The following is a 26,596-nucleotide window of genomic DNA, read 5'->3' as shown; positions in this document are numbered from 1 at the left end:
ACGAATATGAAACGTCAGTTGTTTACGATCAAACAGAGTGCCAAATTATTCGGAATCGTCGTGTTAAGCGCGGCGATTGTCGCAGGCTGTTCCGCTTCACCGGCAGCTAGCCCTGCCGCGACGACGGCAGCCGCTGAACAAGGGGTGAAAGTTGTTAAAACCGCCAAAATCGCCAAGCAAAAAATTGGGGAGCCCATTGAGCAAGTTGGAGATGTTCTGTCGTCCGTTCAATTGGATATTGTTCCTAAATCCGGCGGCGAAGTTATTGAAATTGTGAAGAAACGCGGGGATAAAGTGGAGAAGGGGGAAGTGATTTTCCGCTTGGATCCAACCGATGCACTTATACAGAAGGAATTGAATGACGTTAGCATTAAAGGCGCACAAGCTGGACTTTCAGAAGGTAAACAAAAAACGTCCAATGGCATTGCAGATGCCAAAGACGGCGTATCCAAGCTGGAGACAGCGGTGAACGATCTGGAGAAAGCCTACAATAAAGCGCACAATGATTATGATCTGGGTACAGCAACGAAAACTCAGCTGGAGCAAGCGGAAACAGCCTTAACGAACATGAAGAAGGATTTGGAAAGCGCGCGTCGTTCCTTGAAAACTTTGCAGCAGACGAACTCGCTTGCCCAAGCTGAGCAAAGTCTGGAAGCCGCTCAGGTATCTGCGCGCAGCATCGAGAGGTCATTGAACAATTTGGAAGTGAAAGCACCTGCATCTGGGATTCTTACTGATCTTAACATCACCGTTGGGCAAACCTTAACACCCGGAGGCCGCGTTGGCGAAGTGCAGCAAACGAACCCAATCAAAATTAAATCCCAGTTAACGGAAGTATCAGCGAACCTGGTACGAGGTAAAGGTGAGCTGATCTTCTATATTCCGGATGTGACAGCCAAAGCAAGTGCAAAGGTGATTTATTTATCCGATATCATTAATGGTCAAACGAAATCATATGATCTTGAACTTGAAGTTCCCAATCCAGATGGTAAGCTGAAACCCGGCTCCAAAGCGCAAATTGAACTTACCAAGGATGACGAACAGGTAGTGCCTGTTGTGCCGAGCTTGAGTATCGTTCGTGAAGGCGGAGACAACTTCGTCTACATCCTCAATGGTGAAACGGTGCAGAAACGCAAAGTGGAACTGGGTCGTTTGAATGAAACGAATCAAGAAATTATATCTGGTGTTAAAGAAGGCGAAGTGCTCGTTACTTCCGGTCAACATCAATTGAAAGATCAGGATAAAGTAAAAGTAAGCAATTAACCCACATTTTGAGGAGGAGAAGTAAGTGAAGAAGACGATGAAAAGATCGCTAGCTACCATTATTCTATCAACTGCACTTTTAACGACAGCTTCTTTGCCGGCATGGGCAGCTGAAGGATCTAGTACGACTGTAATTGCAGCATCGAATGTCATTACGAGTTATACTCTGACAGATAAAATTGAAGTGGAAATTAAAAGTATCCTGAATGAACATCAATCGGATTCCACGAAACTCGGGGCTGTCATCCGGATTAAAAATACAAGCGGTAAAGTAACGCGCGTTCCCGACTTTGAACTGCGCGTGCATACGGCAGAAGGGATCGATTACACACTTCAGCCAAGTGCCAAAAACGCCAAATCAGTTCAACCTAAGAGTCAACAGGAACTCAGCTATATGACCGTGGTGGACGGTGGAGAAGACGTTGCCCTTACGTTACTTAACTTCATCGATGTCGATTTGGAAGTATATCCGAAGAAAGAAACGACGTTACTTGCCGTAACTGTGGATGAAAACAATGTATGGAATGGCAGCGATAGCAACATAACCAAAACGTCAGCGATACTTAAATGGGGAGAAGCATTCACACTGCCTTCTCTGCGCTCGCCACTTGGTTTCATACCTGTGGATATTCATAAGGAAATCACGGCCAAAGGCGTATCTACGGTGGTTCAGATTCAAGTTGTGAATCCAACCAAGGAACGTCAAACCGTGCCTAACTTTGGCATCGACGGCAAGACAGAAGGAAGTGTCTACTCCGGCAGTCGCGCGGAATCTTCGGTGTCACTCGATCCAGGTGAGAAAAAATACATTCACGTGGTTATTCCAACCGATTTGGATACGGAGTTCACAAGCTTGAATGTCGTCACGCCTGAAGTGTTTTCTGTGGCGCTAGGTGAGGGGAAGTTCCTTGATGATTCCTACCGGGTAGGGCGCATTAATATCCTGCTGCCAACCGGAGCTGTTACGCAAGGTGTGATTCCTGCTCCTGACTATACTTTAGGTACTCCAGTTAAATTGGATACTACGAATAAATTCGTACCTGCTAATGTGGATGTATCATTAGTAGAATTGCACGTGACCAGCAACGAAGACGATGGCTTCAACACCGCTGTTGCCAAATTTAAATTGACCAACAACAGCGATCGTCCGATTCCCATTCCAGCAATTCAAACAGAATTAGTCAGCAAAGACGGATACGCCTATGGGGGGAGAAGACAGGCGCAAACAGCGCTTAGTGTCGTTCCAAAGGCTTCCTATGTCGTTAGCTACTCTTATGCGCTTCCTGCCTCTGAGACAGGCGAAGGATTGAAGATGAATCTGTACAGCCAGCAATCAAGCGGAGAAACCTCTTACAGATCACTTCTGGCAACAGCCAAAGTTCCTGTTCAGAAGAATGATTTTAAAGCAAAAGCCCTGAACGTCTATCCCTACGAAATTACGATTAAAGATTGGTCGATTACAGCTATTTTCCAAGCTACGATGATGTACGATTACAAATTGAAGCTGGATTTGGATATTAAACCAGACAAACAGGTGACAGTTGATAAATATAACAGCAGCCTTTCCTTCGAACTATTTGATAATGTTGGAAACCCGGTAGGAAAAGCGGTTCAAGCTTTGTCAGGCGAAGGCCGTTTGTACAATGGCACGAATACAATTGATTTGAATGCAAGATCCAACCAACTCGACTTTCCGATTCAAGTTAAGGTGTATGAAACCTTCGCGAATGAATACGGAGAAATCGTGAAACGTCTATTGACGACGTTCAAACAGTAAGCGGATAATAGGAAAGCTGCTTGGGCTTTGTTTGCAAAAAGCTCCCAGGTGGCTTTCTTTTTTGATATGTCATAGTCGGATGGATCATGTGGATGCTCATAAGTCAATCTAATATTGGATAAGATAGGAGTATTGATTTGAACATAACGGAGTGATGGCGATGAATTGGATATATTGGGCTAAATTATATGATTCCAAGTTTCAAGCAGGCTGCTTGGCGAAGAGAATGGAAGAAGATTGGTGGATTTATGGGTACGAATGCCCGCAGGAAGTTGAAGTGTACAAGTCCAAAAAGGGAAGATTTGGCGTTCGGTACAACACCTGATACGGAAAAATGCTCCTAAAAATTAACGCTTGACTTAGCACTCGCGCTTAGTGTATATTTATTTTTGTCGCTGTTGAGCGACTGCTAATGACGCGGGGTGGAGCAGCCCGGTAGCTCGTCGGGCTCATAACCCGAAGGCCGCAGGTTCAAATCCTGCCCCCGCAACCAATTATTCAGAAGGGCCTATAGCTCAGTTGGTTAGAGCGGTCGGCTCATAACCGATTGGTCGGGGGTTCGAGTCCCTCTGGGCCCATAGTAAGTAAACCCTTAGTTTAAGGGTTTTTGTTATTTCTGGACATAATCATGCCTTTAAGAAAGGAATATCTTATGTGCCGAAACATTAAGCCGTTGTTTAATTTTGAACCCGTGGTAACAGATGATGAAATACGCGCGGCATCGTTGCAATTTGTGCGTAAAATTTCAGGGTTTACCGAGCCTTCCAAAGCAAATGAAGAGGCTTTCCAACGTGCCGTAGAGGAAGTCGCGCTTGTAGCGCGGAAACTGATGGATTCACTGGTGACAAATGCGGAACCGCGGAATCGTGAAGTCGAGTTGGAACGTGCCCGGATCAAGAACGCCAAAAGGTTCGGTACAAAAGAATCATAATGAAGGGGCTCTTTCCATGTGGAAAGAGCCTTTTTTGTTGTAAGTAGGAGCAGAGTTCCTGCAATAAGTAGCGAGTACAGTTCTACGAGCATACAATGTATGAAACTAGTAGAAATTAGGTGATTGAAAGTGACCAAAGGTTTTGATTGTTCAACACCTTTAACGGTATCAACTGCCGCTGCTTTCGTCAAGGATGGCTACTTGTTCGTAGCTAGATATCTGGTCCCTAGTGGTTTTAAAGCGTTGACGAAGAGTGAAGCTGATGTCATCAGCAAAGCTGGGTTACAGATAGTTTCGGTCTTCGAAACAACTGCAAATCGCGCTCTAGGCGGCCGTAGCGCTGGACTGGCAGACGGCGCCACGGCTGTACAAGTTGCCAAACAGGTCGGTCAACCTGAAGGTACCTGTATTTACTTTGCCGTCGATTTTGACGTGAGCAGTGCGCAAATGGCCACGGTTATTGCTTATATCAAGGCAGCAAGCGAGGCAACGCCAGCATTTACAACAGGTGTATATGGTTCGTATTCAGTAATGGAGGCTGTGAAACAAGCCGCTGCGTGTTCCCGTTATTGGCAAACCTACGCTTGGAGCGGAGGCAAGAAATCTTCGTTTATTCAAATCTATCAATATTTGAATGATGTGATTGAGCACGGTATTGGTATTGATCATGATGAATCTTACGGAAATGAAGGCTGGTGGAACACGATATCACCTCCTGATCCTGAACCTAGCTATCCCCTGAGCCCAGAGGATGCAAATGCCATAATTCCTTTTCTTTCTGCTGGTTATGAGGCTACCATTTCGCTAGCGGCGAGAGATGAATTTCATCGTTTAGCCAATGAATTACGCAAAGCTTCAGGTCAGACTGAACAATAATTACGGAAAAAGTAAACCGAATCCTCCTTTGCTCCGTTTACTCTAAAGAGTAGATTGACAACTATAAGGAGGATTTTATTATGAAAAAAAGTTTGTTTGCGGCCGTACTGGGTATTGGATTGCTAGTAACGGGAATATTGCCAGTTTCTGCGCAGGAGCATGGGATGCGTATGGCAGCGGATATGAACATGCAATCTGATGCCCCTCAGCTGGTGAAGTCCGATATGAAGCTGATGCTGAATGGGAAACCCCTACAGGTTGATGAAGCTTATTTGGTCGATAATGCGTTGTTCGTCCCATATCGCGCATTTGCAGAAGGGATTGGTCTAAAGGTAGGCTATGAGGCAGCTACCCAAACCGTAACGGTAAGTAAAGAAGGCAAAGAAGTTAAATTGACAATCGGTTCCAGTGAAGCCCATGTCGATGGTACCCCGCATACGATGGTTGGACCAGCGCAGCTTATCAATAGCACTACATTCGTGCATTCACGCTTCCTGGCCGAAGTGTTCGGAGTAAGAGTCGCTTACGATGAGGCAACTCGGACAGTTAATCTTGTGTCTGGCGAAGCCACAGCCAAGACGTATTATGTGAACATCGAAGGCTTTGCATTTAAAGAAGGGGATCTGACGGTTGAAGCGGGATCAACCATTGTTTTCACCAATAAGGATAAAGTGAAGCATAACGCTGTTGCCGATAATGGCAGCTTCAAAACGAATCTGCTCGGCGCTGGGGAATCCGAAAGTATCACGTTGACAACCCCCGGGGAGTATACGTACTTCTGTGAACCGCATAAGAATTTTATGAAGGGTAAAATAACCGTTAAATAAACCAAAGCCCGGTCCCTCGTCTAGCGCAGAGGGACCGGGCTTTGGTTATTGCATGACCGTGCTGCGGATATACCAGCGCGCATCCAGCGAGGCTCTTTCGAGGCGAAAGAGCACGCGTCTGTTCACGACCGCGGAGGCGCGTTCCGGCGTAGCCGTCACGCTGACCGCGGTCTCGAGCTGCAGGAGCTGGCTTACGTCCAGCTCCGGGAACTTGGACAGGCGGCGCATGCTGCGCACGTGCACCGCCTGTTCTTGCCCTGTGGTGACCTGCAGCAGCTGCAGGTCACCTTGGTTCGCTGCGCTGATCCATACGTCGATCAGCGCCCAGGGCGAGAGCTTGCTGACGTAAGGGATCAGCAAGCCGGCTGCCCGGTGCACCATGACTTGGTGCGCCGGGTCCATAGAGCGGGAACCATGCGTCACGCTCCCGAGGAAGTGAATGCAGAAATGACCGTCGAAGTCATTTCCGGGAATACCATCTCCGCCATGCGGCATGCCATGCATGGAGCCAGCCAACGTGCGGCCGTTCAGCTTCACGAGGACCGCTCGGCGGTCCCAGCTCCAGGTGCCGCCGTAGATGGTTTTGAGCGTCGCAGAGTCTTCTTTGGTCAGCGGCTGAACATCCGCGTGATGGGAACCAGCACGACGCTGTCCTTCAAAGCTAAGACCGCTTTCCACATCGACAATCGTGAATTTACTATATTTCGGGAGAATTAAACTGGCTTCCTCCCAAGGCAGCAATTCGCCGTAATGTTTGGCTCTAAGATCTTGAACTTGTGCACGCAGAACTTCTTGTACATGGGCTGACAGTTCCAAAAAGGAACCAGCTGTGGGGTCCACTACTTCTCCATTCAGAGTGACGCCAAAACTTTGCGTCTGACCTTTATTGTCATAGGTAAGCGTCGTATCCAGCAGTAAGGAGTCAGAGAATGCTACCCCTAATCTGCGATCGTCAAGCTCTTTTTTTAATTTTTTATCCGTAAACATGACTTCGGTTTGATAAGCTGCACTTGCTGAAGATTTGACAATCAACCGAAAGTTGTTAGTGTCTGCTGCACTTTGATCTGTTGGCTCCATGCCCTTCACATAGGGTCTGCCAATCATAAAATTGGAAATGAACAAAATGAACAACAGCATGCAGATTACTTTGGAAAGCAAGCTGTTTGCTCGGTTGTGATACATAGGTTAACGTCCTCCTGCGTGGATTTATTTGAGCGCTGTAGTCAGTTTTTACTAAATCCTTAGAAATTATAATCATTAATCTGGTTTAGGCTGCTTTAGAATAATTGTGTTAAACTAGCAATAGCTAAGGTTGTTTTGAACAAATATGGAAAGTGAGGAAGACAGATGGGAAGCAGAGCAGGTCAATCATTCGAAATCCAACTTGAGCAGGATCGCATAGTGCGGGGGGATTGGTATACAGCGGAATCACAACCCTCGAAAGGTACCCTGATCATTTGTCATGGCTATAAAGGCTTTAAAGATTGGGGCATGTTTCCGTATTCAGCGCAATCCTTGGCAAAGGATGTCGATGTTGTCGCTATCAATTTTTCGCACAACGGAGTCGGAGCAGATTTGCTAACATTCTCAGAACTTGAGAAGTTTGCGAAAGCTACTTATTCGCGCGATCTAGAAGATTTGGAAGCCGTAGTAAATTATATTTACCAAAGAGATAAAATCGCGTCAAAGCAGCCAATTCTTCTGTTGGGACACAGCAGGGGGGCTGCGGTTTGTCTGATTTATGCCTTAGATCATCCAGCTCAAATTGCGGGTGTAATTAGTTGGAATGGCATTGCTAATGTCGATCTGTTCACCGAGGAAAATAAAGCGGAAATGCGCGAAACGGGACGCGCGTATACGTTGAATGGACGAACTAAGCAAAATATGCCGCTAGATTTGGAAATACTAGTGGATATGGAACGAAATCAGGAGCGATTGGATATCATTAGCAGAATTAGCGGTATTGCTTGCCCTGTCTCACTGGTCCAAGGCACAGAAGATGGGGAGCGAGGCATTAAGGGGTCCACTCAGTTAGTGCAGCAAAATCCTGCTATTAAGTGGCTTCGCATTCCTGCTGGAAATCATACCTTCGGATCCGTTCATCCCTTCCAAGGTGAGACGGCGCCAATGAAAGAAGCTATTCGCGTTACGCTTGAGAGCATTCGCGAAATGCTTGGATAGCTGTTTTTGTTGAATGAACTAATTAAATCGAGGAGGCGGATGTCCATGTCCCAAACTTTTTTCATATCCGACCACCATTTTGGTCATAAATTGATTATTGATTTTGAAAATCGCCCTTTCGTCGATACCGAGGAAATGAATGCAAGCATGATTGCCAAATGGAATCAAGTTGTGAACAAAGAGGACACGGTATTCCATCTGGGGGATTTCTCCTTTCTCAACAAAGAGAAGACCCAAGCAATCGTTTCGCAACTCAACGGCTACAAAATCCTCATCCTAGGCAACCATGACCGGGGAAGGTCCAGGACGTGGTGGCTCGATGCCGGTTTTGATGAAGTGAGCGATTATCCGATCATTTATAAAAACTTTTTTTTCCTGTCTCACGAACCCATGTACATGAACAAACAGATGCCATACGTCAATGTCCATGGCCACATTCACGGGCAGAAATACGAGGGACTTCATTATTATAATGTGAGTGTGGAACAACTGGATTACACACCGGTTTCTTTTGAGCAGATTCGTGATGCGGTTGTGGTGAATGAGGAGCAATAAGGAGATAGAGCAAACTGTGGCCGAATTGGCCACGTTTTTTTTGTTTGTTGAACAAAAAAACGTTAATTCACAAGGGTTTTCTAAAGCAAGATGACTGTTTTGGGATTGTCATATAGCCTAAGCTGAAGCTACTCTTTTACAGTAAGTTTTTAAGTAACTGCTACTTTAGAACTAGACATAATTAACCAATTCATGTAGACTGAAATTTAATGTTAAGCAGTTAGTGCTCGACAAGGCAAACCTATTGAAAAGTAGGGACGCAAAACTAAAGGGGCTTAGTGCAAAAGCACTGTGCTAGCCAGTTATCGAAAGCGGAGGCGACAATTTTGGCGACTAAAATCAAATATATTGCTGTGGTAGAATATAATGATCGTTTAACGAAAACTTTTAAAGAGATACCTTTTTTTTGTGATGTAGACAAAAATCCAAGCATCGGTGATTTCGTTAAATTATTTCAGGATGAGGGACTTGAAATGGAAATCGTGGATTTTGCTGATATGATTTTTCAACCAATTGATAAAGCTTCAACTAAAATTGCATTTGCAAAAATCAATAGGACATTTAAAGACTATACCCACAATGATATAAAGCGAAGAAGAAATTAAAATAAAATTCTAATATTTATGTATCTCGGACTTGTTGAAATGTAGCGCCAAAAATCTCTTTTTATTGTTTAGGAACACTTTGAATGTTTTGTAGTTATTTTTCAAATTGATCAGTGAGAAAAACCTTGAAGAAGACTTCAAGGTTTTCTTTATTATGACCTCTAATAAAAAGATATAGACCTTACATACCGACTAGTATACCAAAGGAGACTGCTGTTAATTTCGGAAAACTGCTTTTCAGTAATGAATCGAGTTAAATTTATTGCCATGTTTATAGGTCGGTTCTTGCTAGGTATTTTATAATTAAAACTAACAAAGCTAGGGAGTTGAGAAGATGGAAAATATGCAGCTTAATCGAATTGAGGAAATGTTGGGTACATTAATTAAGATGGTTGGGGAAAACAATGGCAGTTTGAAATCATTAGAGGATAAATCAGATAACGTTGAGAAAAATATTAAGGAAACCAAGGATAACGTAAAGGGACTTATTGAAGGGCAAGAAAGACAAGATCGCATTCTTGAAATGCTTTCAGTTAAATCCATTGAAACGGACTCATACATAAGAGATTTTAAACGGAAATTGCAGTGAAGCTCACTCAGCAAATTGGAGTGGGCTTTATTTATTTGCAAAGCAAAAGAAATGTGAAAACCGCTATTGATCAGAAAAATGCATTCTTGACCAAATATTGACCACGGAACCGAATTTGGCACTCATTCATGGATCAATAGTTCTCTAAACATGAAATAAACCCTTACAACGTAAGGGTTTCTCTGGATGACCTGTAGTGGGCTCGAACCACTGACCCCTACCCTGTCAACTTACGGATGGACTTCATTTGGCTCAACGCTTGTCCATTCAGTAGTCCAAACGTCAGTCCGAACACTACTAAATCAACGTATGTTGAAACGGGTGGTCAACATAACTCATCACGATCTCTTATTCGATTACTACTATTATAACCGTAGGAGCGGAATCTAACAATGTTTTTGACCCGTACCCTGCGTTAAATAGTTTCCCATTTAAGCGCGCGATTCGTTATTAACGAGTTGTCGCGCTTAATTTTTTGCGTTTTTGTGCGAGATTAATCGGAGTATTCGTACAATGCAGTATAGAAACGAAAATAAATCTTTCCCCAAAACTGTACGACATTCGATCAGCGTACATAGAGGAAGTATAAGTGGAAAACGAAGGAGGTAACGGTAACATGTCGAAGGCGGGCGTTAGTAAACGAAGTAGTAGCGTCGGGGCAATCGTTGAGGTAAAAAAGCGACGGAAACACGTTGAGTTGACTAAGTTGCTTATGTATAGAATCGCGGATAGGCAGGCGGAGGAAGTTGACGCGAAGGAGTGTACGAAGTGCTTCGTTGTGAAGGTGTTGGTGGAGTATCACGTAGCTTCACGGAATCCCACAGGGAGAAAACCTCATTGTAAGGAGTGTATCAAGGAAATAAGTCAACTTAGGTACGGCCAACGAAGGGAACAAATTCAAGAAATTAATCGTCGTTGGAGAGAGGGGAATCAAGATCGTATGAGAAAAGCACGCAAAAAATGGCGTGTAGAAAACGCGCTCTATCAGAGAGAATTATCCAATAACTGGAGGCTTAATAATTTAGAGCGATGTTCTCTCAATAAACAAAGTTGGGAGAGGCGGAACCGATTCAAATGTGCAGTGCAAAGATTGAAGTACAGAACATTAAAGAAATGTTTGACACTACAGTGGTCAGATGAAATACGCAGAGACATGAAAGATATGTTTGGTACTTTGTGCGCACTTACACAAAGAATATCTCGATTAGACGACGATCATTTTATCGCCATCGCAACCGGTCACGGGGGTACCTACTTAGGAAATATCATCCCGCTGTCGCAAAGTGTAAATTGCTCCAAAAACGACGCTAACCCCTTCGAATGGATACGCACGCGCACCGATATCGACGCCAATCGATTCGCAGACGTAGTCGCGTATCTCGCGGACTTAAACGGACTCACCTTCGATGAATATAGGCAGTTTGTCGACTGGTGTTACGCTAATTCACGCACAATTGACGAAATCAAACGCGATAATGAACGCTATGGTTACGTTGTCTCATCGCTTGAACTTTGGCGCGAATCAACGGGAATCGCGTTCCCAATTCGTATTGACTTCGGTAATCACGAACGAAAGGAGGCCGCCTCATGAGCGCTAAAGTACTCGATTTCGCCGCGTGTCCACCACGCATATTCCTCGAACTCGCCGAGCTATCACGTGGTAACGAACGCGTCCGCCGCGTTTGGCTGCGTCGATATCTGAGTTTCACCGTTTAACTTAAAGGCCGTTTACAGCGTTCAAATAACGTAAATACGCTTCATTGTACGTAATATCGTATACTTGAATGCCGTTTTAGGCGTCTCGGATGACGCTAAAAAACATATCTTATTTTGCTACTGTAGTCATACGATCCTGCTACGCACTCAATCGATTAACGCAAGCAATTCGAAAAATACCGCTATTACGTTTCGCCTTCGTTTTACCGTCAAATTAGCGCGTTTAACATTACGGATGATAAAATGTTCCAACTCGCTACCAAAACGCCTAATTTCGCGCAAATTCCACGGTAAAGTCACGGCGGGGATTCGGTGGCTACGGTAGGACTTGCGAAACTGGTGGCCCGTGCTGTCCGTTTGGTTGGGTTTTCTTACGAAACCCTTTGCGCGATAAGGTCTATGTTTAATTGATTCGCTACGGAACGGGTTTATCCGTGGCGAAACGATATGAACGTAGTGAATATCGTTAGATCTTAAGTACTTAGATCTTTATATATCTTTAAAGATCTTTATATACGCTCTTATAACGTTATTAACGTTCTCTATACGTTAACCCAACGTTAAGATCCCGCCAGCTTCCCGTGAAACCTACTCAATTTGGCTGCGGTTGATTGCGAACAAACATGTCCTATTTTGCTACTGTAATCACACAATCCTGCTGCGGCAGAAAACGAGGAGGCCCGCTATATGAAAACGTGGGAAATGTTACGCGATATTCGAGAAGGGGAAACGTACGAGGTCGCGAGTGGGCCGTTTGAAGGAAGCGCGGTTACTTTTACGGCGTACGCTAACTACGCGTCTAAAGCGTTAGTGTGGAATGATCCGCGTTTCTTCCAGGATGTTGAAACGTTCGTACCTACTACGGACATTCTCGCTAGTTACGAATGGCGCAAACGCCAGCAGCTCGTAGACTTCGCGACTGCATTCGCAGCGTACGAAAAGGGCGCGTGGATTAAATCGGAAGTAACCGGGGACCGCGGACTAAAGAAGGACGGCTGGCGAATAATATTTCGCGAAGATGAGATCCGCGGTAAATGGATAATTGAGGAGGCGCGAGCATGAGTCGGATTAAACTTTTTACACATACGGACTTAGACGGAGTAGGCTGCGCTATCGTTGCGCTCCACACATTCGGTGACCGCATAGACATTGAGTATTGCGATTATCATGACGTAAATCAGAAGATCGCGGATTTCCTGTCCGCAGGGATTACGGACAACTACGAATTTATCTACATCACGGACATAAGCGTTAACGAAGAAGTCGCGGATCGGTTATCGGAGTTTTCCGGAAAAGTGATGCTGTTAGACCACCATCCTACCGCGCTGTGGCTAAACAGATATAGCTGGGCTTTTGTTGAAACGGATTCTCCACACGGAGGCAAGCGTTCCGGTACGGAGATGTTCTTCTTCGAAACGCTTCGGTACCCATCGGAAAGGTTCGACCTCGCTTCATTTACAGAGACGGTTCGACGCTACGATACGTGGGAATGGTCCACGGTGTATAACGATGACAGCGCGAGAGAACTGAACGACCTCCTTTATATCATTGGACGCGATCGGTTTGTGCGGCGTTTTACCGATAGTTTATCGATTGAGTTTACGGACACCGAGCGTTTGCTGCTACAGTTAGATTCAGAAAAGGCTCGCGAGTATACGGAATCTAAAAAACGCGAACTCATTATACGAAAAATTGGCGGCCATTTCATCGGAATCGTATTCGCTGAGCGTTATTATAGCGAACTCAGCAATCGCCTACCGTTTGAATATCCGAACGTAGATTTTATCGCGATAATAAATCCGTCAAGGTCCGTTAGCTATCGCGGGCTCGACAAAGTGGACGTCGGATTATTCGCGAAACAGTACGAAGGAGGCGGTCATAAGAACGCTGCTGGCTCTCCGATAACCCCTGCCATGCGAGACGATATTATTGACGCAATATTTAAGGAGGCGCAATATGACGCAAACTAACGCAAACAAATCGATTGTTCTAACGCCAGACTTCCGCCTAACAACGGATGGCGATCGCAACTTTATCCTCGAACGCCGCCACACGGTTAAGCCGCCCGTTAATCCAGCGGAGGGTTACGTCTATGTTCCTCGCGATGAGTGGCGGCAGGCGGCATTCTACGGATTTACACTGGCGGGCCTTGAAGCGGTTATTCAAACGGTGGCGGTGCGGTCAGCGTGGGGTGAGTCAGAGGAGATGGCGGGCTATATTTACGCGATCATGGAAGAACGGCGGGCACTTACGGAATTGACGGCAGGGATAAGGGAAATAGTTGCATAATTATTTTTCGTAGGACTGGTGTGGGATTTTGAAGTGTTTAGCGAACGTTTGTACGTATTTATACCGAAATAAGGGTTTATATGCATTGCGGTAGGTTTATAGCGTGAATTTCTCGCGAAGACGGGCTATTAGAGACAATTTTGCGGTTTGCACAAATATAAAGGAGGACGTAAGATGAGCGACATAAAGCGCGTGACATTGCCGAATGAGGTTGCGGATGCGATCGAGACTTTCCGCGCCGGTAGTCTAAATAACGCTCAAATCATCGAACTAGCGGTTCGTGGCGGTATGGGACCGTCCGCGCTGACGCTGCGTCGTTATGTCACAGAAGAAGGCGGCACTAATTTCGATACTCTAATTTCAGCGCTAATCAACGATTATGATCGCGATCTCACGGCAGAACAACGGGTTCATGCGGAGATTAGAAGAATGTACACGGATAAATGCTATACCGCAGAACATGGGCTATTGACTGCGCAGAGAGAGTTCGATCGCGGATTTGTTGCCGGAGCGAGATTCGTCATCGACACGCTCGGTATAAAAATCGAAGGGGTGAACGCGTAATGGCGGCTAATAAAACGATTAGGAAAGCGGTATGTGACAAATGCGGACATACGACGAATAGCTGGAACGCTCGGCGTAAGCACGGCTATTACGAGGGGGATTGCGGTGGAACCTTCATCGCGACCGACGTTCCGAAGGAAGTCATTATGGGCGAATTCGTATTCGAGCGGTCCTCTGGCAATCGCGTATATTTGAAACACGTCGAGAGCGGACGTAGCGTGAATATATTTACCGTTGACTTACTAAAGGTGCTTGCAGGCCGTCCAATTGGAGCGCTAGTCCTCACGGAATCTAAACGCGGAGATCAAACGTGCTGGAAGGCGCAGGAGGTTAACGGTGAGTGACGTATATAAATTTATTTACATTTGTACGATATAAAAGTAATAATATTATTTACAAATGTAACAATTTAAATTAGCGTTTGTAAATATTGTTAAGGAGTGATATGCTAATTATGAAAAATATACCAAACTTAACCGATCGTGACCTAACCGCTGACCTGGCGATATGTGACGCGGCGACGGCGGGACCTTGGGTACATTACACTGGTCAGGATTGCCCGATATGTACGGAGGACCTGCGGACGGACGTAGTTCGTGCTGAAGGCGATGATATGTCATATTTGGATGTAAAAGAATACGACGCACGTTTTATTACCGAAGCACGCACCGGTTGGCCGCACGCAATTAAACGGGCTGTAGACGCTGAAGCGGAAGTCGACCGGTTACGAGAGGTACTTTCGGACGTATACCAAAGGGCGCGCAATGACGTAAATAGGTGGGACGGTGGACAGTGCGTAGGGACTGCCGCATTCTCCGATCGAATGTTTGCGCGTAGACTTGTGCGCGAACTAGACTTGTGCTAAATCCGCACATCGCGTCTATAGCATTGTGACAGCAAGTTATGCGAGAATTAACGTAAGATTACGATTTAGCTTGAATAAGAGAGTTAACGTCTGGATGTACTTTTGAGATGCTTTTCTGATATAAAATACTAAATAGACCTACGGATAAGTAGAGTAAATAAAGTACCTTGATGGTACTAATTAGGGTATTAATAAGGGTATGCAGAAGGGTTCACCAATAAAAGCGTAATCAGCGGATTTGGCTGTTTTTGCGGTTTCCCTAAACTTTACTAATATCGTATCGTATAAGTGTGCAGAGGAGGTGAGCGATATGCCACGTAAACAAGCAGCGCCGAAACAACCGAAGCCACCGAAAGTTAACACGTCCGACTGGCGTAATCTTCCGCACGATAAGTGGAACGTCCGCACAGTCTCTGCATATTTCGCCGACCAAAATCGCGAGCTCTACAGTGTCGAGCAATATGTACCAATGAGGAATTGGTCGTTTGAGCAGGCGGTGATCAAACGTAATTTAACGCAGTACGGCGGAGAAGTTCTGCGCGAGGTATTTGACGAGGCATTCCGCGAGTATAAGCCGACACGTGACTATCCGCAGCTAACGGCCGGCTTCGTATTATCGTACGTGGCAAGTCGGTTGTTGCCGAGGATTCTTGCGGAGAAAGAGGCGCGAGAAAGGCGTGCGGCTGCGGAGGTAAGCGGTCCGAGTGCGGGCGAAGTGGCTGCGTGGTTGTAAAAGTATTTATATATCTATTCCCAGTCTAAGTAACAGTTTTTGTAACCCTTTTTCCGAATAAGAAACATTAAACTCTCGCATTACCCAAGCGCCTATCATATCTAAGTTGTAATGTGTCGCGAGAAAACTAATATCATTCAAGTTCTTTATTAGTAATGCTGTTTGTTTTTTAGATAAAAATGAAGGCCGCCCAGATTTTAAATGTTTCTTCTCTTTAAATGATGTATCTATTTTATAATCTGAGATGTACTTATTGACTGTAACCTTTGATAGAGAGGTTATTTCTGTAATATCCGTCTGCTTAAACTTCATTAACCAAAGTAGGCATACTTGTACTCTCAGTAGAAATAAACCGTCTCTTTTATTATCCCTTATTATTTGTTTTAATCGCACTTTTTCTTTAGAGACCCATTCTATAGAGTTTAGCTGAGAAGAACTAATCATCTTAACTTTACCTCCTTAGAATTAGTTGATTTTAAAAGCCAACGTAGGAAAATTTAGGTGTAGAATTAGTATTTAATAAATTATACCAAAACGCTTGGCTTATAGTAAATGCATGAGTTAATAATAAATAGCGCCAAAGGATGGTGATCAAACGTTGTCCCATAACCACGCTAGTAAATGCATTCTACGCGAACAATGTACGTACGCCAATACGGACAAATGTAGCGCGCAATGCGGTCCTTACGTAGCTAATCACGGTTTCTCCGGCAAGGGAGGGCGCGCAGCAGCGGCTAACCTTCCGTCAGATTACCGGTTGCTAACGCTCAAGAATGCGCCGAGTCGTGATTCCATCGTTCGTATAGGCAGCGACGCGATGGCACTCGGAACATTCATCGGTTCTTATGCGGAAACATTTACTCGACAATTTGATGACGGCGCCAAACGCATCAAATCGTTGTATCTATATTCCGCGGAACCAGGCACCGGTAAGACGACGACGGCTGCCGCTCTCCTTAACGAATATCTCATCGTTAATTACATTGGATCTCTCAGGCGCAATAGGCAAGCGTCAGACAGGCCCGCATATTTTCTCGATGTGAACGAGTGGCAGACGGATTTCAACGCGTTCAATAGACCGCGCGTACCTGAAGACGTAGCAGCGCCTGCCGCCGCACGTTACTACGAGAAGCAGATTATCAGTGCACGCGTACCCTTTCTCGTTATGGATGACGTAGGTGTGCGTGATGCCAGCGAAGCTTTTCGCGCAGATCTACACGTAATAATTAACGCAAGGACTACGGACGGGCTTCCGACTATTTATACGTCGAATCTACCGATGGCGGAACTTATGCGGTTGTATGACGCGCGCCTGGCTGATCGAGTGCGTGATATGTGCGTGGAGATATCGTTCCAGGGGACGAGTAATAGGGGAATGAGAAAGTGAGCAAAACGGAGAAAATAAGAGTTTAGGCAGTATACCTCCGACGAATCCATAACTAGCGTTTGTATACAGAAAGTATGCGGTGAGTGCGTTTTTGTTTACTTTATGGGAGGTAGAGACCAGTTTTTGTATACATCGATGACTTATAAAGATGAGTTAACTCGTGTTTACAGATTGTCTCTAATAACGTATGTTCTCAAGCTATGGCTTGATGTAAACGAAGCTAGAGATATTCTGATAAAAAGTATACGTTTTGTATACATGTATACGCGTGTATACAAGATTTCCTTAAAATGAAAAATCACCGTTTTTGACAGTTTTCTGAGTTTTACGTAATGGACACGCCCAATATATAATCGGAGGTGTAAAGCACGCATGGCAAATTATGGCGAACAGTTAATATCGAAAATCGTCGACGATAACGATATAGGCGCGCTCATTCGTTACTCAATAACCGAATCGGATTTCGCAACGGACGTTGAAAAACGCGGGGTCCGTTTCGTACTACAACACGCGGATGCGAATAAAGGACAAGCGCCCTCATACGCGACTCTTGTCGGCGAGATCGACGGTTTCACGTATATTCCGGCCGTGACGGACTCATACGAATTCCTCGCGAAACGGCTGAAAGACGCGTCCGGCAAGCGGTTATTCGCGGAATGGTTCGAGTCCGGTGAGATATCGCAAAAGTTTACGGAAAAATCCGCTGAGGACTTCGGAAATTACTTGCGTGAGGTATCCGATCGTATTACAATGGGAACACAGGTCCGTGTGTTGAACTTCAAAACACTCGATACGCTCCGTCATGAGTTCCGCGCGGAGTACGAGAAGCGCAAAGACGGCCGCTCGTTCAAACTGTGGAAAACGCCGTTCGAATCGCTGAACGCGGAAATTGGCGGCCTCTATTCCGGTGACATTTACGGAGTCATGGCGGAGTCTGGCCGAGGCAAGTCGTATCTTATCGCGTGTTTGGTCGACGAGCTGCTGCGCCAAGGGGCGAAGGTTCTCGTTAAGTCTTACGAGCTCAAAGCGTATCTGTGGTTATCGCGTTTACTCTCTATAATAACGGCTCGCGAAGGTGCGCTCGACCACGATGAACTAGCGCAGAAAGTCGGTATCCCCAATAAGGCGATACTCAGCGGTCAGCTTGACGGTGAAATAGAAACGTATTTTCTTAGCGTTGTTGACGCGCTCAACGAATATTATCCTGGCGCGCTATATCTTCAAGCGAAGGGCGACCGTGATCTAACGCGAACACTGGCGGACTTAGACCGCGAGCTCCAGCAAAATCCGGAAATTGACGTATGTGTAATCGATCCTTTTTACGGACTCAGCGATATCTACGGTTCTAACGTGAATAAGACGGCGGGTGGTGCGGCCGAACAAGCTGCGCGCAAATTCGAACAGATTATCGGAGCGAACGACGTCGTCGGCATATTCGCGATACAAGCGTCATCAACGGAAAAGTCCGATGCGGACGACGAGGGGAGGCGCGAATTAAAGCTGCCGAGGCGCGATCAAGTGAAAACGACGAAGGCTGTATTAGAAATCGCGACGAACTTATTCGCGTTCGATGCTGTAGATGGTAACGGAAGAATCGGCGTTGAAAAGGGCCGTAATGGTGGCGAGGGATTCGCGATCGACTTGCTGGCGCTGATGGATTACGGCGTTTTGCGGGAGTTACCGAAAGGTACGGAGGCGGCTGCGCAATTTGTGAGTAATTTTTGAATATTAATATACAACGAAATTACGTTATTTTAAGTAACGTAAAAATGTTATTTACAACTTGGGTCTTTGGTGATAAGATTTCCACATGATGTAAATAACAATTTCGGAGGTAAAAGATCATGGAAAGCAATAACAACACAAAATCATATATCAAAGCACTTGTTAAAGAAGCAGCAATCTCTAATCAACCTCAGGATAAATTCACTATCTCGTTAGACTACGGCGATGGCAGATTATTAGAGGCTTTTGCGAAAGTTTTTGGATTGAAGAAAACAGTCTTTGCTCGCGAACTTCTATTTACAGCGTTGAAAGATGTTAATGACGAATTGCTTCCAGAAATCAGTCTATCAGCAATTAAGTTTTATGAATTTATAAACAGCACTGAGTCAATGGATAAGTTCAATCCTGAAGATTACTTCATTATAAACAATGAAGGAGTCCATCCAAAAGAAGTAATATGATAGGAATACGGAGGTGACCGCACTTGTCCGCCACACTAACGCTAAACGGACGCCGAGTCTCCGTCGACATCGAACGTGAACTCCGCGAATATGATTGGACTCGCGCGATATGGCAGGCGGACAAGTTGCTCGCTGTAAGTCCGTTCCGATACGATAAGACACCGTCCTTCTACGTTTACCTCGAGGACACGCTAACCGCGAAGGCTGGCTACTGGCAGGACAGCGGATCGGGCGAACGCGGCGGCTTCGTAAAGTTGCTCGCATTCTTACGCGGAGAGGATGAGTATTCGACCGCGGAATATTTACTCGCGGAGTACGCTTCCGAGCTCGCCGATCCGTACGCGGAGGATTACGAGTTAGAAGTGCCGAACCTAACGATAGCCGAGCGCCGCCGGCCGCTAGATAAGCGTATACTCGACGCGTACCAATTCCGCCATCCGTACCTTGAATCGCGTATGATCCCGGATGAGATTCAGGTTTTATACGGAGTAGGCTACGATAGGAAGCGCCACGCGGTCACCATGCCTTGGTACAATCCGGACGGAACGCTCGCAAACGTAAAGTACCGACGCGTTGATTCAAAAGTGTTCTGGTACGAGAAAGGCGCGCGCCCTATACGTGAGTGTGTCTATGGAATCCATATCGCGTATGAGCGTCGAATAAAACGTGCGGCACTCGTGGAAGCGGAAGTTGATGCGCAGACACTCGCAGCGGCCGGCATATTCGGAGTCGCAACGGGCGGCAGCGCGTTTAATGAAACGAAGCGCGATATCATACTGCGTTCGCCTATCGAGGAGCTCGTTATTATGGCGGACCATGACGCGGCGGGCCAAAAGCTGAAGCGCCAAATTATCGAGGCATTCCGCGGTAAATTAACGGTTAAAGTCGCCGGCTACCCGAAGCGTTGGAAAGATCCGAATGAGTTAGCGGCAAATAGCGGGCTCACCGCGGTTAGGGAATACGTAGAGGGCGCGCGAGAAGTGCGGAGTAAAATTCCGAAATTATTATAGAAGAAGATGGTGCAGGCCGATGGCGGATTCGTTATTAAATGTGTTTTTCGGCACCTTAGACTCGCTCGCGACATTAGTACTCATATATAAAATTTTCCGTTGGCCGTTTTGGCGTAGTTTCAACAAGCTAATCGTAATAGCCGTTGTCATCTCGCTTGTATCGTTCATTAACCGCACCGTCCTCGGCTTAGCGGAATTCGATACCGCGATTCAATTCGTACTTTACATAGTCGCATTACGCTTCATCATACGTGTTAGTACAGATTATGCCTTTTCGTTAACTGCGATCGGCTACGTTACGTTCTTATTGATCCAGTTTATTGTATATCCTACGCTACTTGCGTCAGGTATCGTAACAATGGATGATGCGGAAGCAATTAACGGACTCGGAACGTACATAATCCAGATAGCAACGGAACTTGTGTGCTACGCGGTCGCATTCGTCCTTTACCGATTCGGACTCGGCTTCACGTACGTTGACATCCCGCCACATGATGAATACGGAACTCAGCGGAGATCTAAGTTAGACTTATTCGCGAATATACTCGGGTCGGTCGCCGTCGCAACGTTTATGTATTGGATACTCAATTATCAAACGCATATCCTCATTATCATACCGCTGCTCGCCGTTTCGCTGGCGCTGCTATTATACATTTCAAGCCGGAAGGAGTACGGTCGCCATTGATTACGATGAAGTTATCGCATAATTTCGCGGATTTTACGTTAAAGTGGAATACTGACGAAAAGCGCAGCCGCGAATCACTCGTCACACAATATGCGGTATCAATCAACTTCATATCTATCGCGATGCTGACGGTATTGGCGGGACTCATTACCGGTAAGTTGGCGGAAACATTAATCGCCGGCCAAGCGTTCATGGCGCTCCGAATGGTGAGCGGTGGATTCCATTTGAAATCGCTCGATTTATGCGCCGTCATTACTGCAACTATCTACGCGATAATTCCGTTTATTTCCATAAGTCCTGTGGCGATTTCGTGGATAAACGCGGCCGCGTTAGTAATCGTGATATTGCTCGCGCCGACAAACTTGCGCAATACGTTTTGGACGAGCAGTAAGCGTGCGAAAGCGGTGTTCAAAACGGTAGCGATCGTAATAACGGCATCAGGCTTCGTATTTGATTCCGGGATCGTTACGCTGGGATTCGCGACACAAGCGTTGCTCTTGATTCCGCGAAGGGAGGTGGATAACTGATGAAAAACCTAGCTAAATTTATGTCCGTTGCATCGTTTACTATTGCGTTCATATTCTTTATCGTAGCGAAAGGCGGTATCGGCGATATCGACGCACCAAAAAACTTCCTGAAAAAGTGAGAACCCAACTATGCAGAACAAAATAACGCTATCATGTAGCAGAATAGTTGACGGAAAGATAATCAAAACTCACGAAAAAATACCCCTAGGTCAGATTATCCTTATTGATGCTATTGAAATATCGAAGAATGACCGCCGACTTAGAGTGCGAGCAATTGGCGGAGATTATATTTTCAACCTTAACGGAGCACTGAGCGTCTTAGAGGAAATGCTAGACAGCTTCGGATTCTGGCGCGCTGATAATTCGAATTTGATCAACATGGAAAACGTGGATAAAGTGGTAGATTCGATGTTCAAGCCGGAGGTAGTTTTCGCAAATTCGAGTATACGCGGGGAGATCGCGGGTATTAAAGTGCGAGTTCTGCGGAAATTGTTCCCGAATGTACTTATAGTAAAAGGGTAATGCATATAAGTGTTTGACTGTCAATAGCAGTGTTTACCCCCAAACACATGCATTCCAACAAGGTGGAAAACATGGTAAACTTTAGTAGAAGGTAAGATGTTTTACAAGCGAAGGGTATGCGGAAAGGGCGGCGCAGTAAGTGATAATCCACAATCGTGGATCGATCAACGGTGAGGGTCCGGATTTAACCGAACGCTCACACGCCGCCTATTCCTCCTTAACCTGAAGCCCTTCGTATAAATCGCGGGCCTCAACGCCAAGAGAGTCCGCAATTATTACCGCTGTAACTAACGGCATTTTCTTACGGGTATTCGTACAGTATGAGGAAATAGTGCTTTCGCTAATTCCCGTACGCTCTGCGAGATACTTCTGATCCCATCCTCGCGCGTTAAGGAATTCCGGAATACGGCAGCGTCCGATAGTGACTTTGCGGTCCACTGACGCTTGCCTCCGTATTTTGGGCGTATGTTACTAAGTAATAATACCAGAGATGCGCTTTAGAAAGAAGTTCCAAAAATAATTCGCGAAAAGTTGTATGACATTCTAACTACTGTACATAAGTAGAGTGTAAGCGAAAAATAAGAAACGAAGGTGATTGTTGAGTGACAAAAGAACAATTAAATAGCTTGGTAATCTCGTACAAGTTGAGACCAACAGAAGATAGTTTCCGCGCTATATACGACGAGTACGAGCCTAAGTGGTCGCGAAGTGTGTATGGGGACGCCAAACGAACATGCACCGATCAGAGTACGATGTTTGCCCTTTATGATGATGCGCTTATGAAGGCGATCGATAAATGGGACAGCAGTCTAGGAGATTTCGCCAATTACCTGGCTCGCTGGATCAACCGCGCCAGATCGAATCTACAGCGGACAAGTTTACGCAGACTGAAGCGTGAACAATCGATTATCGAACGTAAAAGCGACGAAGAAGATACGCCAATATCTGAACTCGATCGCATTGATAACGGATACCGAGTTGAAGATCACGTATATGAACGAATGCACACAAAGAAAGAAGCCGAAAAGCTTTCGCTCCTCGACTCCATTCTCGAACCGACTAAAGTTCAAAATGACTCAGCGATGACAGTAATCATCAAAGAGTTTCCGCGTTATAAGACTGTCAATGCGCTCGCCAAAGCGCTCGGTCTTCAACGCAATACTGTTGACCGCAAGTTACGCTCGCTTTCTCGCCAATTCGACGCCAATCGTTTCGGGGATATTGAGGATTACTTAGCAGTCTAATAAGAAAAACCGCAGTCCGGCGTTTAAGCATTACGTCGGATTACCGCTTCTTAATTCTAATTATAACATATTGCGCAAAGCTGTCAGTAACATTATATACAACTTGACGCTATTTTATACTTGTAAATTATGTCAACAAGTTCGTTTACAATTACGATTTTACTTAAAAAAGTCGCGATTGTCAACGTTTATTCGGTCATGCTTACATTAAGTTTACGCAAAGATACGGAGGATAACGTAATGATTAACGCAAATATACGCAAAACACATAAATCGCCCGCTAAACGCCGCCCATCCACTAAGGATAACGCCTTTCTCCAATATAACGGAAGCTGTCGCGACTACGAAGATCTCGCCGACTACTTGCCGCGTATGTCTCTGAAAGGCGCGGTGATCGCATGACGCTAATGTTAGACCCGCGTACCGGTACGCATTTTACCGGTAAGATATTTGTAACGCCGCACGCTTTAGAACGCGCAGTCGAGTATTTCGGAGTTGACCGGTCGAAAGCGCCAATGCACGTCATGGACTTATTACGTAAGTCATCGCTAATTGACGCCAATGTGATCGGGGAGGACGGCAACAGCGCGCGCCTATTCGCTTATAAGCGGACAGCCTTCGTTGTCGCGTTACATGAAGATACTGTGATTACGATGTATCCACGGGAGGATTCGCCAGTATCAGTACGCGAAAGTGTTGCGAAAGCATTGACCGGTATATTGCGCGCAGCCCAACGTAAGGAAACACGCGAATTAAAACGCCTGGAATTGCGGAAAGCAGAATTGACCGTCGAACGCGCCGAGTGCAGTTTGCGCAGATTGAAGACCGCGAGTATTAACGTTGCGAGCCAAATGGACGCCCGTATCGCGGAAATCGACGGAGAAATCAATATGATTAACGCGGAGATATTCGATGTGCGCCGCGAGAAAACAACGCTGGCAAAAGGAATCGCTGCTTACGTGTAAAAAAGTTTTCGCGAAAGTGTACGACATTCAATCGACCGTACATTAACGTAGTATAAGGCCGCGAGAGTCAAACGGTTCTTGCGTCGGCTATCGGATATTACCGAGCGAAACGCGGAAGGCATTTGACCGGACCGCAGCCGTTAACGCGGTCAGTAAGGCGTTAATATCCGATAGCGGACGCAAGAGTAAGTCCGGCGTAGCGTCGACGCTTAATGACGTAATTAAACGAAAAGGAACGTGATCGAATGAGTTTATTCACGAAAAAGGGTAACGATGCTTTAAATTCCGCAACGGCTAACGATGGTGCCGCAAAGGAAAGTCCGATTGTATCGCTTAAGACTGGCACGTCATACAAAGTCGGCATCAAATCGATTGAGGACGTAGCGGAATATTACGGTTACTCGATCTACAAAAAAGTGAACACGTTCGTGCCGAAGAATCCCGCTGATCGCAACGCGAAAGGGTTTATCACCGCTAATCCGACTGTATGGGATCGCGCAGCCGAACTGCTTTACGGAGAAGCGAACGCGGCCAAAGAAGGTGGCGCCAGTGATGCAGACGTTAAGCCGCTGACTGACGAGGCGTATCTGTACCGTGGCAAGCCGAAATTCCTACGCGCATTCTTCGATCTCGATACTGGCAAGGATATCGTTATCGACTTCTCGCCGAAACAAGAGAAAACGATTAAGGCCGTCATCCAGAAGTACGCCAATAAACTCGGCAAAATAGCGTTCGAACTTTCGAAGTCCGGCGAGTCTACAAACGCAGTCGTTGCGTTATCTCCGATTATCGATATGGACGAGGATCTGACGGATAAGCAGCGCGAGAATTACGCGAAACTTGGCGCGGCTCCGTTCGATATGGAATCGCTCGAAACGTGCCTGTACGTAGCGGACGAAGCGGAGCAGATTAAGAACCTCGTCATCGCGGGCTTTGATATCGGTCGCTTGGGCTTAACGTATGGTGGCGATACAGCAGCGGCTGCCGCAAGCGCACCGAAACAGCCGGAAGCTGACGGTGAATCAATTAAGCCGATCGATCCGAATGCGCCTGCGCCAAATCTTAACTTTTAACCGCGGTGATCGCGTTAATTAAACGAAAAGGGAGCGGATAAAAACATGTCCAAATTTACTGGTCGTATTAACCGTCTACAACGCGCAAGTGAGCGTGTAATCACAAAATTTACCGCAACGCAACGTAAGTTAGCGCAGCATAACGAAAAACTTAGCGCGGAGATTTCAACGTTAACGGATGAGCTCCTTGTCATCGAAGAGTTGCGCCAGGCAGCGATTAAGCAGCGTGCTCAAAACGCGGGCATTGCGTCGCGTATCGATCAACTAGTAAACGGTTAAGGAGCGTGCTTGTATGCGTGAGAAACTCGGCATCACATTATTTATCGCAATTATAGCGTTGCTCGTTATCGGATTTCTCGCGATTCTTGCGCTGGGCGTCACGGCCATCGTTGGATTTGCAGGCGGAAGCATTCCGTTTGGATTCGCGTTCCTGGTAGCAGCAGCGTTGATAATTGCGTTCGTAATGGTCGGCGTAAATGAATCGGAGGTTGGCGTAAAATGAACGCATTATTAGAACGTCCGGTATCAGCATCCGCAGGAGGTAACGGCAATAAACCGCCAGTTCGCGTATTAATCGCGGCCGGCGAGTGTGAAAGGGGGCGCTAACAAATCGCACATATAACGGAAGCAGTCGGCAAGCACTCGGAATTAATCGCAAGAACCGCGTTATTAGCGAACGGATTCATCGTCGCGAAGCCGGAAACGGACGAATCGTTCGACGTCGTCATGCGAGATCCCGCCAACCAAACGTGGTATACGGCGCAGATTAAAACGATCCGCCAACGTATAGACCGCGGCGGCGACCTCGTAGTCTACGCGAAGAAAGGGAATGGCGAGCCTTATACGCTATCCGAAGCTGATTACATTATTGGCGTCATGGGAGCGGAAGGTGAGAAGCCGCGCGTCTACATGTTCGAAAACCGCGGGCTTGGCGAGTACTGGGCTACGGAGGCGCGGGCGGCTGAACGGTGGTTTGAGTTGCCCATCGAAATGAATCGGGGAAGTTATGTATGTCCCGCGGATTAGATCGCTTTGAGGAACCCGCCGAGCCGATCACCGTCGCACACTGCGCATGGTGTGGGCGCGAGATTTACGTAGGAACGGAAGTAAAGCGTTTAGATGACGGAGGCGGCTTCGTACACGGCGAAGAATGCGCCAAAGATTACGCGTTTGAACGGGTATACGACGCGGAAGGCACGATTACGGCGCAATGTGACGTAGAGTAA

The 26,596-nt window shown here is 46.2% G+C and carries 36 protein-coding genes, 2 tRNA genes and 1 riboswitch; of the genes, 34 read left to right on the top strand and 4 right to left on the bottom strand.

Translation table 11 applies throughout. The features are described 5' to 3' along the window. Nucleotides 1-6 precede the first annotated feature (6 nt). The 8 genes from LOZ80_RS15350 (at nt 7) to LOZ80_RS15315 (ending at nt 5,674) form a co-directional block, all read left to right on the top strand. Nucleotides 7-1,263, top strand: a complete 1,257-nt coding sequence (locus tag LOZ80_RS15350) for an efflux RND transporter periplasmic adaptor subunit (protein ID WP_238172213.1) — start codon at nt 7-9, stop codon at nt 1,261-1,263. 25 nt (nt 1,264-1,288) lie between these two features. Then, a complete protein-coding gene (locus tag LOZ80_RS15345; protein WP_238172212.1) occupies nt 1,289-3,040 on the top strand; it encodes a hypothetical protein in 1,752 nt (583 codons plus the stop codon). A 160-nt stretch (nt 3,041-3,200) separates the two neighbouring features. Continuing rightward, on the top strand, nt 3,201-3,365 hold the full coding sequence (locus LOZ80_RS15340) for a hypothetical protein (RefSeq protein ID WP_167356966.1): 165 nt from the start codon (nt 3,201-3,203) through the stop codon (nt 3,363-3,365). Between the two features lie 91 nt (nt 3,366-3,456). Then, nucleotides 3,457-3,533: transfer RNA gene (locus LOZ80_RS15335), tRNA-Met, on the top strand. Nucleotides 3,534-3,544: 11 nt separating this feature from the next. Continuing rightward, a tRNA-Ile gene (locus tag LOZ80_RS15330) sits at nt 3,545-3,618 on the top strand. A 74-nt stretch (nt 3,619-3,692) separates the two neighbouring features. Beyond that, nucleotides 3,693-3,971 (top strand): DUF2277 domain-containing protein, encoded by a 279-nt coding sequence (locus tag LOZ80_RS15325; RefSeq protein WP_238172211.1) that lies wholly within the window; start codon nt 3,693-3,695, stop codon nt 3,969-3,971. Between the two features lie 129 nt (nt 3,972-4,100). Next, complete coding sequence (locus LOZ80_RS15320) at nt 4,101-4,847, top strand: DUF1906 domain-containing protein (RefSeq protein WP_238172210.1); 747 nt, start codon at nt 4,101-4,103, stop codon at nt 4,845-4,847. A gap of 80 nt (nt 4,848-4,927) precedes the next feature. Further along, entirely contained in the window at nt 4,928-5,674 is a 747-nt protein-coding gene (locus LOZ80_RS15315) for a stalk domain-containing protein (protein WP_238172209.1), read from the top strand. Between the two features lie 45 nt (nt 5,675-5,719). On the opposite strand, the gene LOZ80_RS15310 is transcribed toward LOZ80_RS15315, so the two are convergent. Then, nucleotides 5,720-6,856 carry a hypothetical protein gene (locus tag LOZ80_RS15310; protein WP_238172208.1) on the bottom strand — a complete coding sequence of 379 codons (1,137 nt, stop codon included), beginning with the start codon at nt 6,854-6,856 and terminating at the stop codon, nt 5,720-5,722. Nucleotides 6,857-7,021: 165 nt separating this feature from the next. Between LOZ80_RS15310 and LOZ80_RS15305 the strand changes: the two genes are divergently transcribed. The 11 genes from LOZ80_RS15305 (at nt 7,022) to LOZ80_RS15255 (ending at nt 15,771) form a co-directional block, all read left to right on the top strand. After that, nucleotides 7,022-7,855, top strand: coding sequence for an alpha/beta hydrolase family protein (locus tag LOZ80_RS15305; RefSeq protein ID WP_238172207.1), 834 nt, complete (start codon nt 7,022-7,024; stop codon nt 7,853-7,855). Between the two features lie 45 nt (nt 7,856-7,900). Further along, nucleotides 7,901-8,410 (top strand): phosphoesterase, encoded by a 510-nt coding sequence (locus LOZ80_RS15300; RefSeq protein WP_238172206.1) that lies wholly within the window; start codon nt 7,901-7,903, stop codon nt 8,408-8,410. A gap of 224 nt (nt 8,411-8,634) precedes the next feature. Beyond that, nucleotides 8,635-8,720: riboswitch (cyclic di-GMP riboswitch) on the top strand. Nucleotides 8,721-8,736: 16 nt separating this feature from the next. Next, nucleotides 8,737-9,015 (top strand): hypothetical protein, encoded by a 279-nt coding sequence (locus tag LOZ80_RS15295; RefSeq protein ID WP_238172205.1) that lies wholly within the window; start codon nt 8,737-8,739, stop codon nt 9,013-9,015. A gap of 334 nt (nt 9,016-9,349) precedes the next feature. After that, nucleotides 9,350-9,604: a hypothetical protein gene (locus tag LOZ80_RS15290; protein WP_238172204.1), complete on the top strand. Its 255-nt coding sequence runs from the start codon at nt 9,350-9,352 to the stop codon at nt 9,602-9,604. 1,090 nt (nt 9,605-10,694) lie between these two features. After that, nucleotides 10,695-11,195: a hypothetical protein gene (locus LOZ80_RS15285; protein ID WP_238172203.1), complete on the top strand. Its 501-nt coding sequence runs from the start codon at nt 10,695-10,697 to the stop codon at nt 11,193-11,195. Between the two features lie 812 nt (nt 11,196-12,007). Continuing rightward, on the top strand, nt 12,008-12,382 hold the full coding sequence (locus LOZ80_RS15280) for a hypothetical protein (RefSeq protein WP_238172202.1): 375 nt from the start codon (nt 12,008-12,010) through the stop codon (nt 12,380-12,382). Beyond that, the gene (locus LOZ80_RS15275; RefSeq protein WP_238172201.1) at nt 12,379-13,290 is read left to right on the top strand and encodes a DHH family phosphoesterase; all 912 of its coding nucleotides are present in this window, start codon (nt 12,379-12,381) and stop codon (nt 13,288-13,290) included. The genes LOZ80_RS15280 and LOZ80_RS15275 overlap by 4 nt, the downstream gene beginning before the upstream one ends. Beyond that, entirely contained in the window at nt 13,277-13,609 is a 333-nt protein-coding gene (locus tag LOZ80_RS15270; RefSeq protein ID WP_238172200.1) for a hypothetical protein, read from the top strand. The genes LOZ80_RS15275 and LOZ80_RS15270 overlap by 14 nt, the downstream gene beginning before the upstream one ends. Nucleotides 13,610-13,783: 174 nt before the next feature. Next, complete coding sequence (locus LOZ80_RS15265; RefSeq protein WP_238172199.1) at nt 13,784-14,173, top strand: hypothetical protein; 390 nt, start codon at nt 13,784-13,786, stop codon at nt 14,171-14,173. After that, nucleotides 14,173-14,517 (top strand): hypothetical protein, encoded by a 345-nt coding sequence (locus LOZ80_RS15260; RefSeq protein WP_238172198.1) that lies wholly within the window; start codon nt 14,173-14,175, stop codon nt 14,515-14,517. Before LOZ80_RS15265 ends, LOZ80_RS15260 begins: the two co-directional genes overlap by 1 nt. A gap of 990 nt (nt 14,518-15,507) precedes the next feature. After that, nucleotides 15,508-15,771, top strand: coding sequence for a hypothetical protein (locus LOZ80_RS15255; RefSeq protein WP_238172197.1), 264 nt, complete (start codon nt 15,508-15,510; stop codon nt 15,769-15,771). 6 nt (nt 15,772-15,777) lie between these two features. Here LOZ80_RS15255 and LOZ80_RS15250 read toward each other — a convergent pair whose 3' ends face one another. Further along, on the bottom strand, nt 15,778-16,215 hold the full coding sequence (locus LOZ80_RS15250) for a helix-turn-helix domain-containing protein (RefSeq protein ID WP_238172196.1): 438 nt from the start codon (nt 16,213-16,215) through the stop codon (nt 15,778-15,780). A 154-nt stretch (nt 16,216-16,369) separates the two neighbouring features. Here LOZ80_RS15250 and LOZ80_RS15245 point away from each other — a divergent pair, with 154 nt between their 5' ends. The 7 genes from LOZ80_RS15245 to LOZ80_RS39510 all read left to right on the top strand — a co-directional run bounded on the left by LOZ80_RS15245 (nt 16,370) and on the right by LOZ80_RS39510 (nt 22,088). Beyond that, nucleotides 16,370-17,158 (top strand): P-loop NTPase family protein, encoded by a 789-nt coding sequence (locus LOZ80_RS15245; RefSeq protein WP_238172195.1) that lies wholly within the window; start codon nt 16,370-16,372, stop codon nt 17,156-17,158. Between the two features lie 372 nt (nt 17,159-17,530). Then, nucleotides 17,531-18,883 carry a DnaB-like helicase C-terminal domain-containing protein gene (locus LOZ80_RS15240; RefSeq protein ID WP_238172194.1) on the top strand — a complete coding sequence of 451 codons (1,353 nt, stop codon included), beginning with the start codon at nt 17,531-17,533 and terminating at the stop codon, nt 18,881-18,883. A 119-nt stretch (nt 18,884-19,002) separates the two neighbouring features. Further along, the gene (locus tag LOZ80_RS15235; protein ID WP_238172193.1) at nt 19,003-19,344 is read left to right on the top strand and encodes a hypothetical protein; all 342 of its coding nucleotides are present in this window, start codon (nt 19,003-19,005) and stop codon (nt 19,342-19,344) included. Nucleotides 19,345-19,367: 23 nt separating this feature from the next. Continuing rightward, the gene (locus LOZ80_RS15230; protein ID WP_238172192.1) at nt 19,368-20,354 is read left to right on the top strand and encodes a toprim domain-containing protein; all 987 of its coding nucleotides are present in this window, start codon (nt 19,368-19,370) and stop codon (nt 20,352-20,354) included. Nucleotides 20,355-20,373: 19 nt separating this feature from the next. Further along, nucleotides 20,374-21,039, top strand: a complete 666-nt coding sequence (locus tag LOZ80_RS15225; RefSeq protein WP_238172191.1) for a hypothetical protein — start codon at nt 20,374-20,376, stop codon at nt 21,037-21,039. A 5-nt stretch (nt 21,040-21,044) separates the two neighbouring features. Beyond that, a complete protein-coding gene (locus tag LOZ80_RS15220) occupies nt 21,045-21,566 on the top strand; it encodes an accessory gene regulator B family protein (RefSeq protein WP_238172993.1) in 522 nt (173 codons plus the stop codon). Nucleotides 21,567-21,695: 129 nt separating this feature from the next. After that, a complete protein-coding gene (locus tag LOZ80_RS39510) occupies nt 21,696-22,088 on the top strand; it encodes a LytTR family transcriptional regulator DNA-binding domain-containing protein (RefSeq protein ID WP_443147033.1) in 393 nt (130 codons plus the stop codon). Between the two features lie 207 nt (nt 22,089-22,295). Here the strand turns inward: LOZ80_RS39510 and LOZ80_RS15215 are convergent, their stop codons facing one another. Next, complete coding sequence (locus tag LOZ80_RS15215; protein ID WP_238172190.1) at nt 22,296-22,526, bottom strand: helix-turn-helix transcriptional regulator; 231 nt, start codon at nt 22,524-22,526, stop codon at nt 22,296-22,298. A gap of 164 nt (nt 22,527-22,690) precedes the next feature. On the opposite strand from LOZ80_RS15215, the gene LOZ80_RS15210 reads away from it, so the two are divergent. The 6 genes from LOZ80_RS15210 to LOZ80_RS15185 all read left to right on the top strand — a co-directional run bounded on the left by LOZ80_RS15210 (nt 22,691) and on the right by LOZ80_RS15185 (nt 25,872). Then, nucleotides 22,691-23,332 (top strand): sigma-70 RNA polymerase sigma factor region 4 domain-containing protein, encoded by a 642-nt coding sequence (locus LOZ80_RS15210; protein WP_238172189.1) that lies wholly within the window; start codon nt 22,691-22,693, stop codon nt 23,330-23,332. 240 nt (nt 23,333-23,572) lie between these two features. Continuing rightward, on the top strand, nt 23,573-23,734 hold the full coding sequence (locus LOZ80_RS15205) for a hypothetical protein (protein WP_238172188.1): 162 nt from the start codon (nt 23,573-23,575) through the stop codon (nt 23,732-23,734). Nucleotides 23,735-23,856: 122 nt separating this feature from the next. Further along, complete coding sequence (locus tag LOZ80_RS15200) at nt 23,857-24,297, top strand: hypothetical protein (protein ID WP_238172187.1); 441 nt, start codon at nt 23,857-23,859, stop codon at nt 24,295-24,297. 245 nt (nt 24,298-24,542) lie between these two features. Then, nucleotides 24,543-25,370, top strand: coding sequence for a hypothetical protein (locus LOZ80_RS15195; protein ID WP_238172186.1), 828 nt, complete (start codon nt 24,543-24,545; stop codon nt 25,368-25,370). Between the two features lie 45 nt (nt 25,371-25,415). Then, complete coding sequence (locus tag LOZ80_RS15190; RefSeq protein ID WP_238172185.1) at nt 25,416-25,649, top strand: hypothetical protein; 234 nt, start codon at nt 25,416-25,418, stop codon at nt 25,647-25,649. A 13-nt stretch (nt 25,650-25,662) separates the two neighbouring features. Next, nucleotides 25,663-25,872 carry a hypothetical protein gene (locus LOZ80_RS15185; RefSeq protein WP_238172184.1) on the top strand — a complete coding sequence of 70 codons (210 nt, stop codon included), beginning with the start codon at nt 25,663-25,665 and terminating at the stop codon, nt 25,870-25,872. A 100-nt stretch (nt 25,873-25,972) separates the two neighbouring features. Here the strand turns inward: LOZ80_RS15185 and LOZ80_RS39175 are convergent, their stop codons facing one another. Continuing rightward, entirely contained in the window at nt 25,973-26,098 is a 126-nt protein-coding gene (locus LOZ80_RS39175) for a hypothetical protein (RefSeq protein ID WP_283214764.1), read from the bottom strand. Between LOZ80_RS39175 and LOZ80_RS15180 the strand changes: the two genes are divergently transcribed. Together LOZ80_RS15180 and LOZ80_RS15175 are read left to right on the top strand one after the other, a co-directional pair. Then, the gene (locus tag LOZ80_RS15180) at nt 26,097-26,396 is read left to right on the top strand and encodes a hypothetical protein (RefSeq protein ID WP_238172183.1); all 300 of its coding nucleotides are present in this window, start codon (nt 26,097-26,099) and stop codon (nt 26,394-26,396) included. The genes LOZ80_RS39175 and LOZ80_RS15180 overlap by 2 nt on opposite strands. Next, a complete protein-coding gene (locus tag LOZ80_RS15175; RefSeq protein ID WP_238172182.1) occupies nt 26,381-26,596 on the top strand; it encodes a hypothetical protein in 216 nt (71 codons plus the stop codon). The genes LOZ80_RS15180 and LOZ80_RS15175 overlap by 16 nt, the downstream gene beginning before the upstream one ends.

It is taken from the genome of Paenibacillus sp. HWE-109 (assembly GCF_022163125.1).
Taxonomy (GTDB): Bacteria; Bacillota; Bacilli; order Paenibacillales; family NBRC-103111; genus Paenibacillus_E.
The sequence above is the reverse complement of the archived record's forward strand: the minus strand, read 5'-3'. Positions and strand labels throughout refer to the sequence as shown.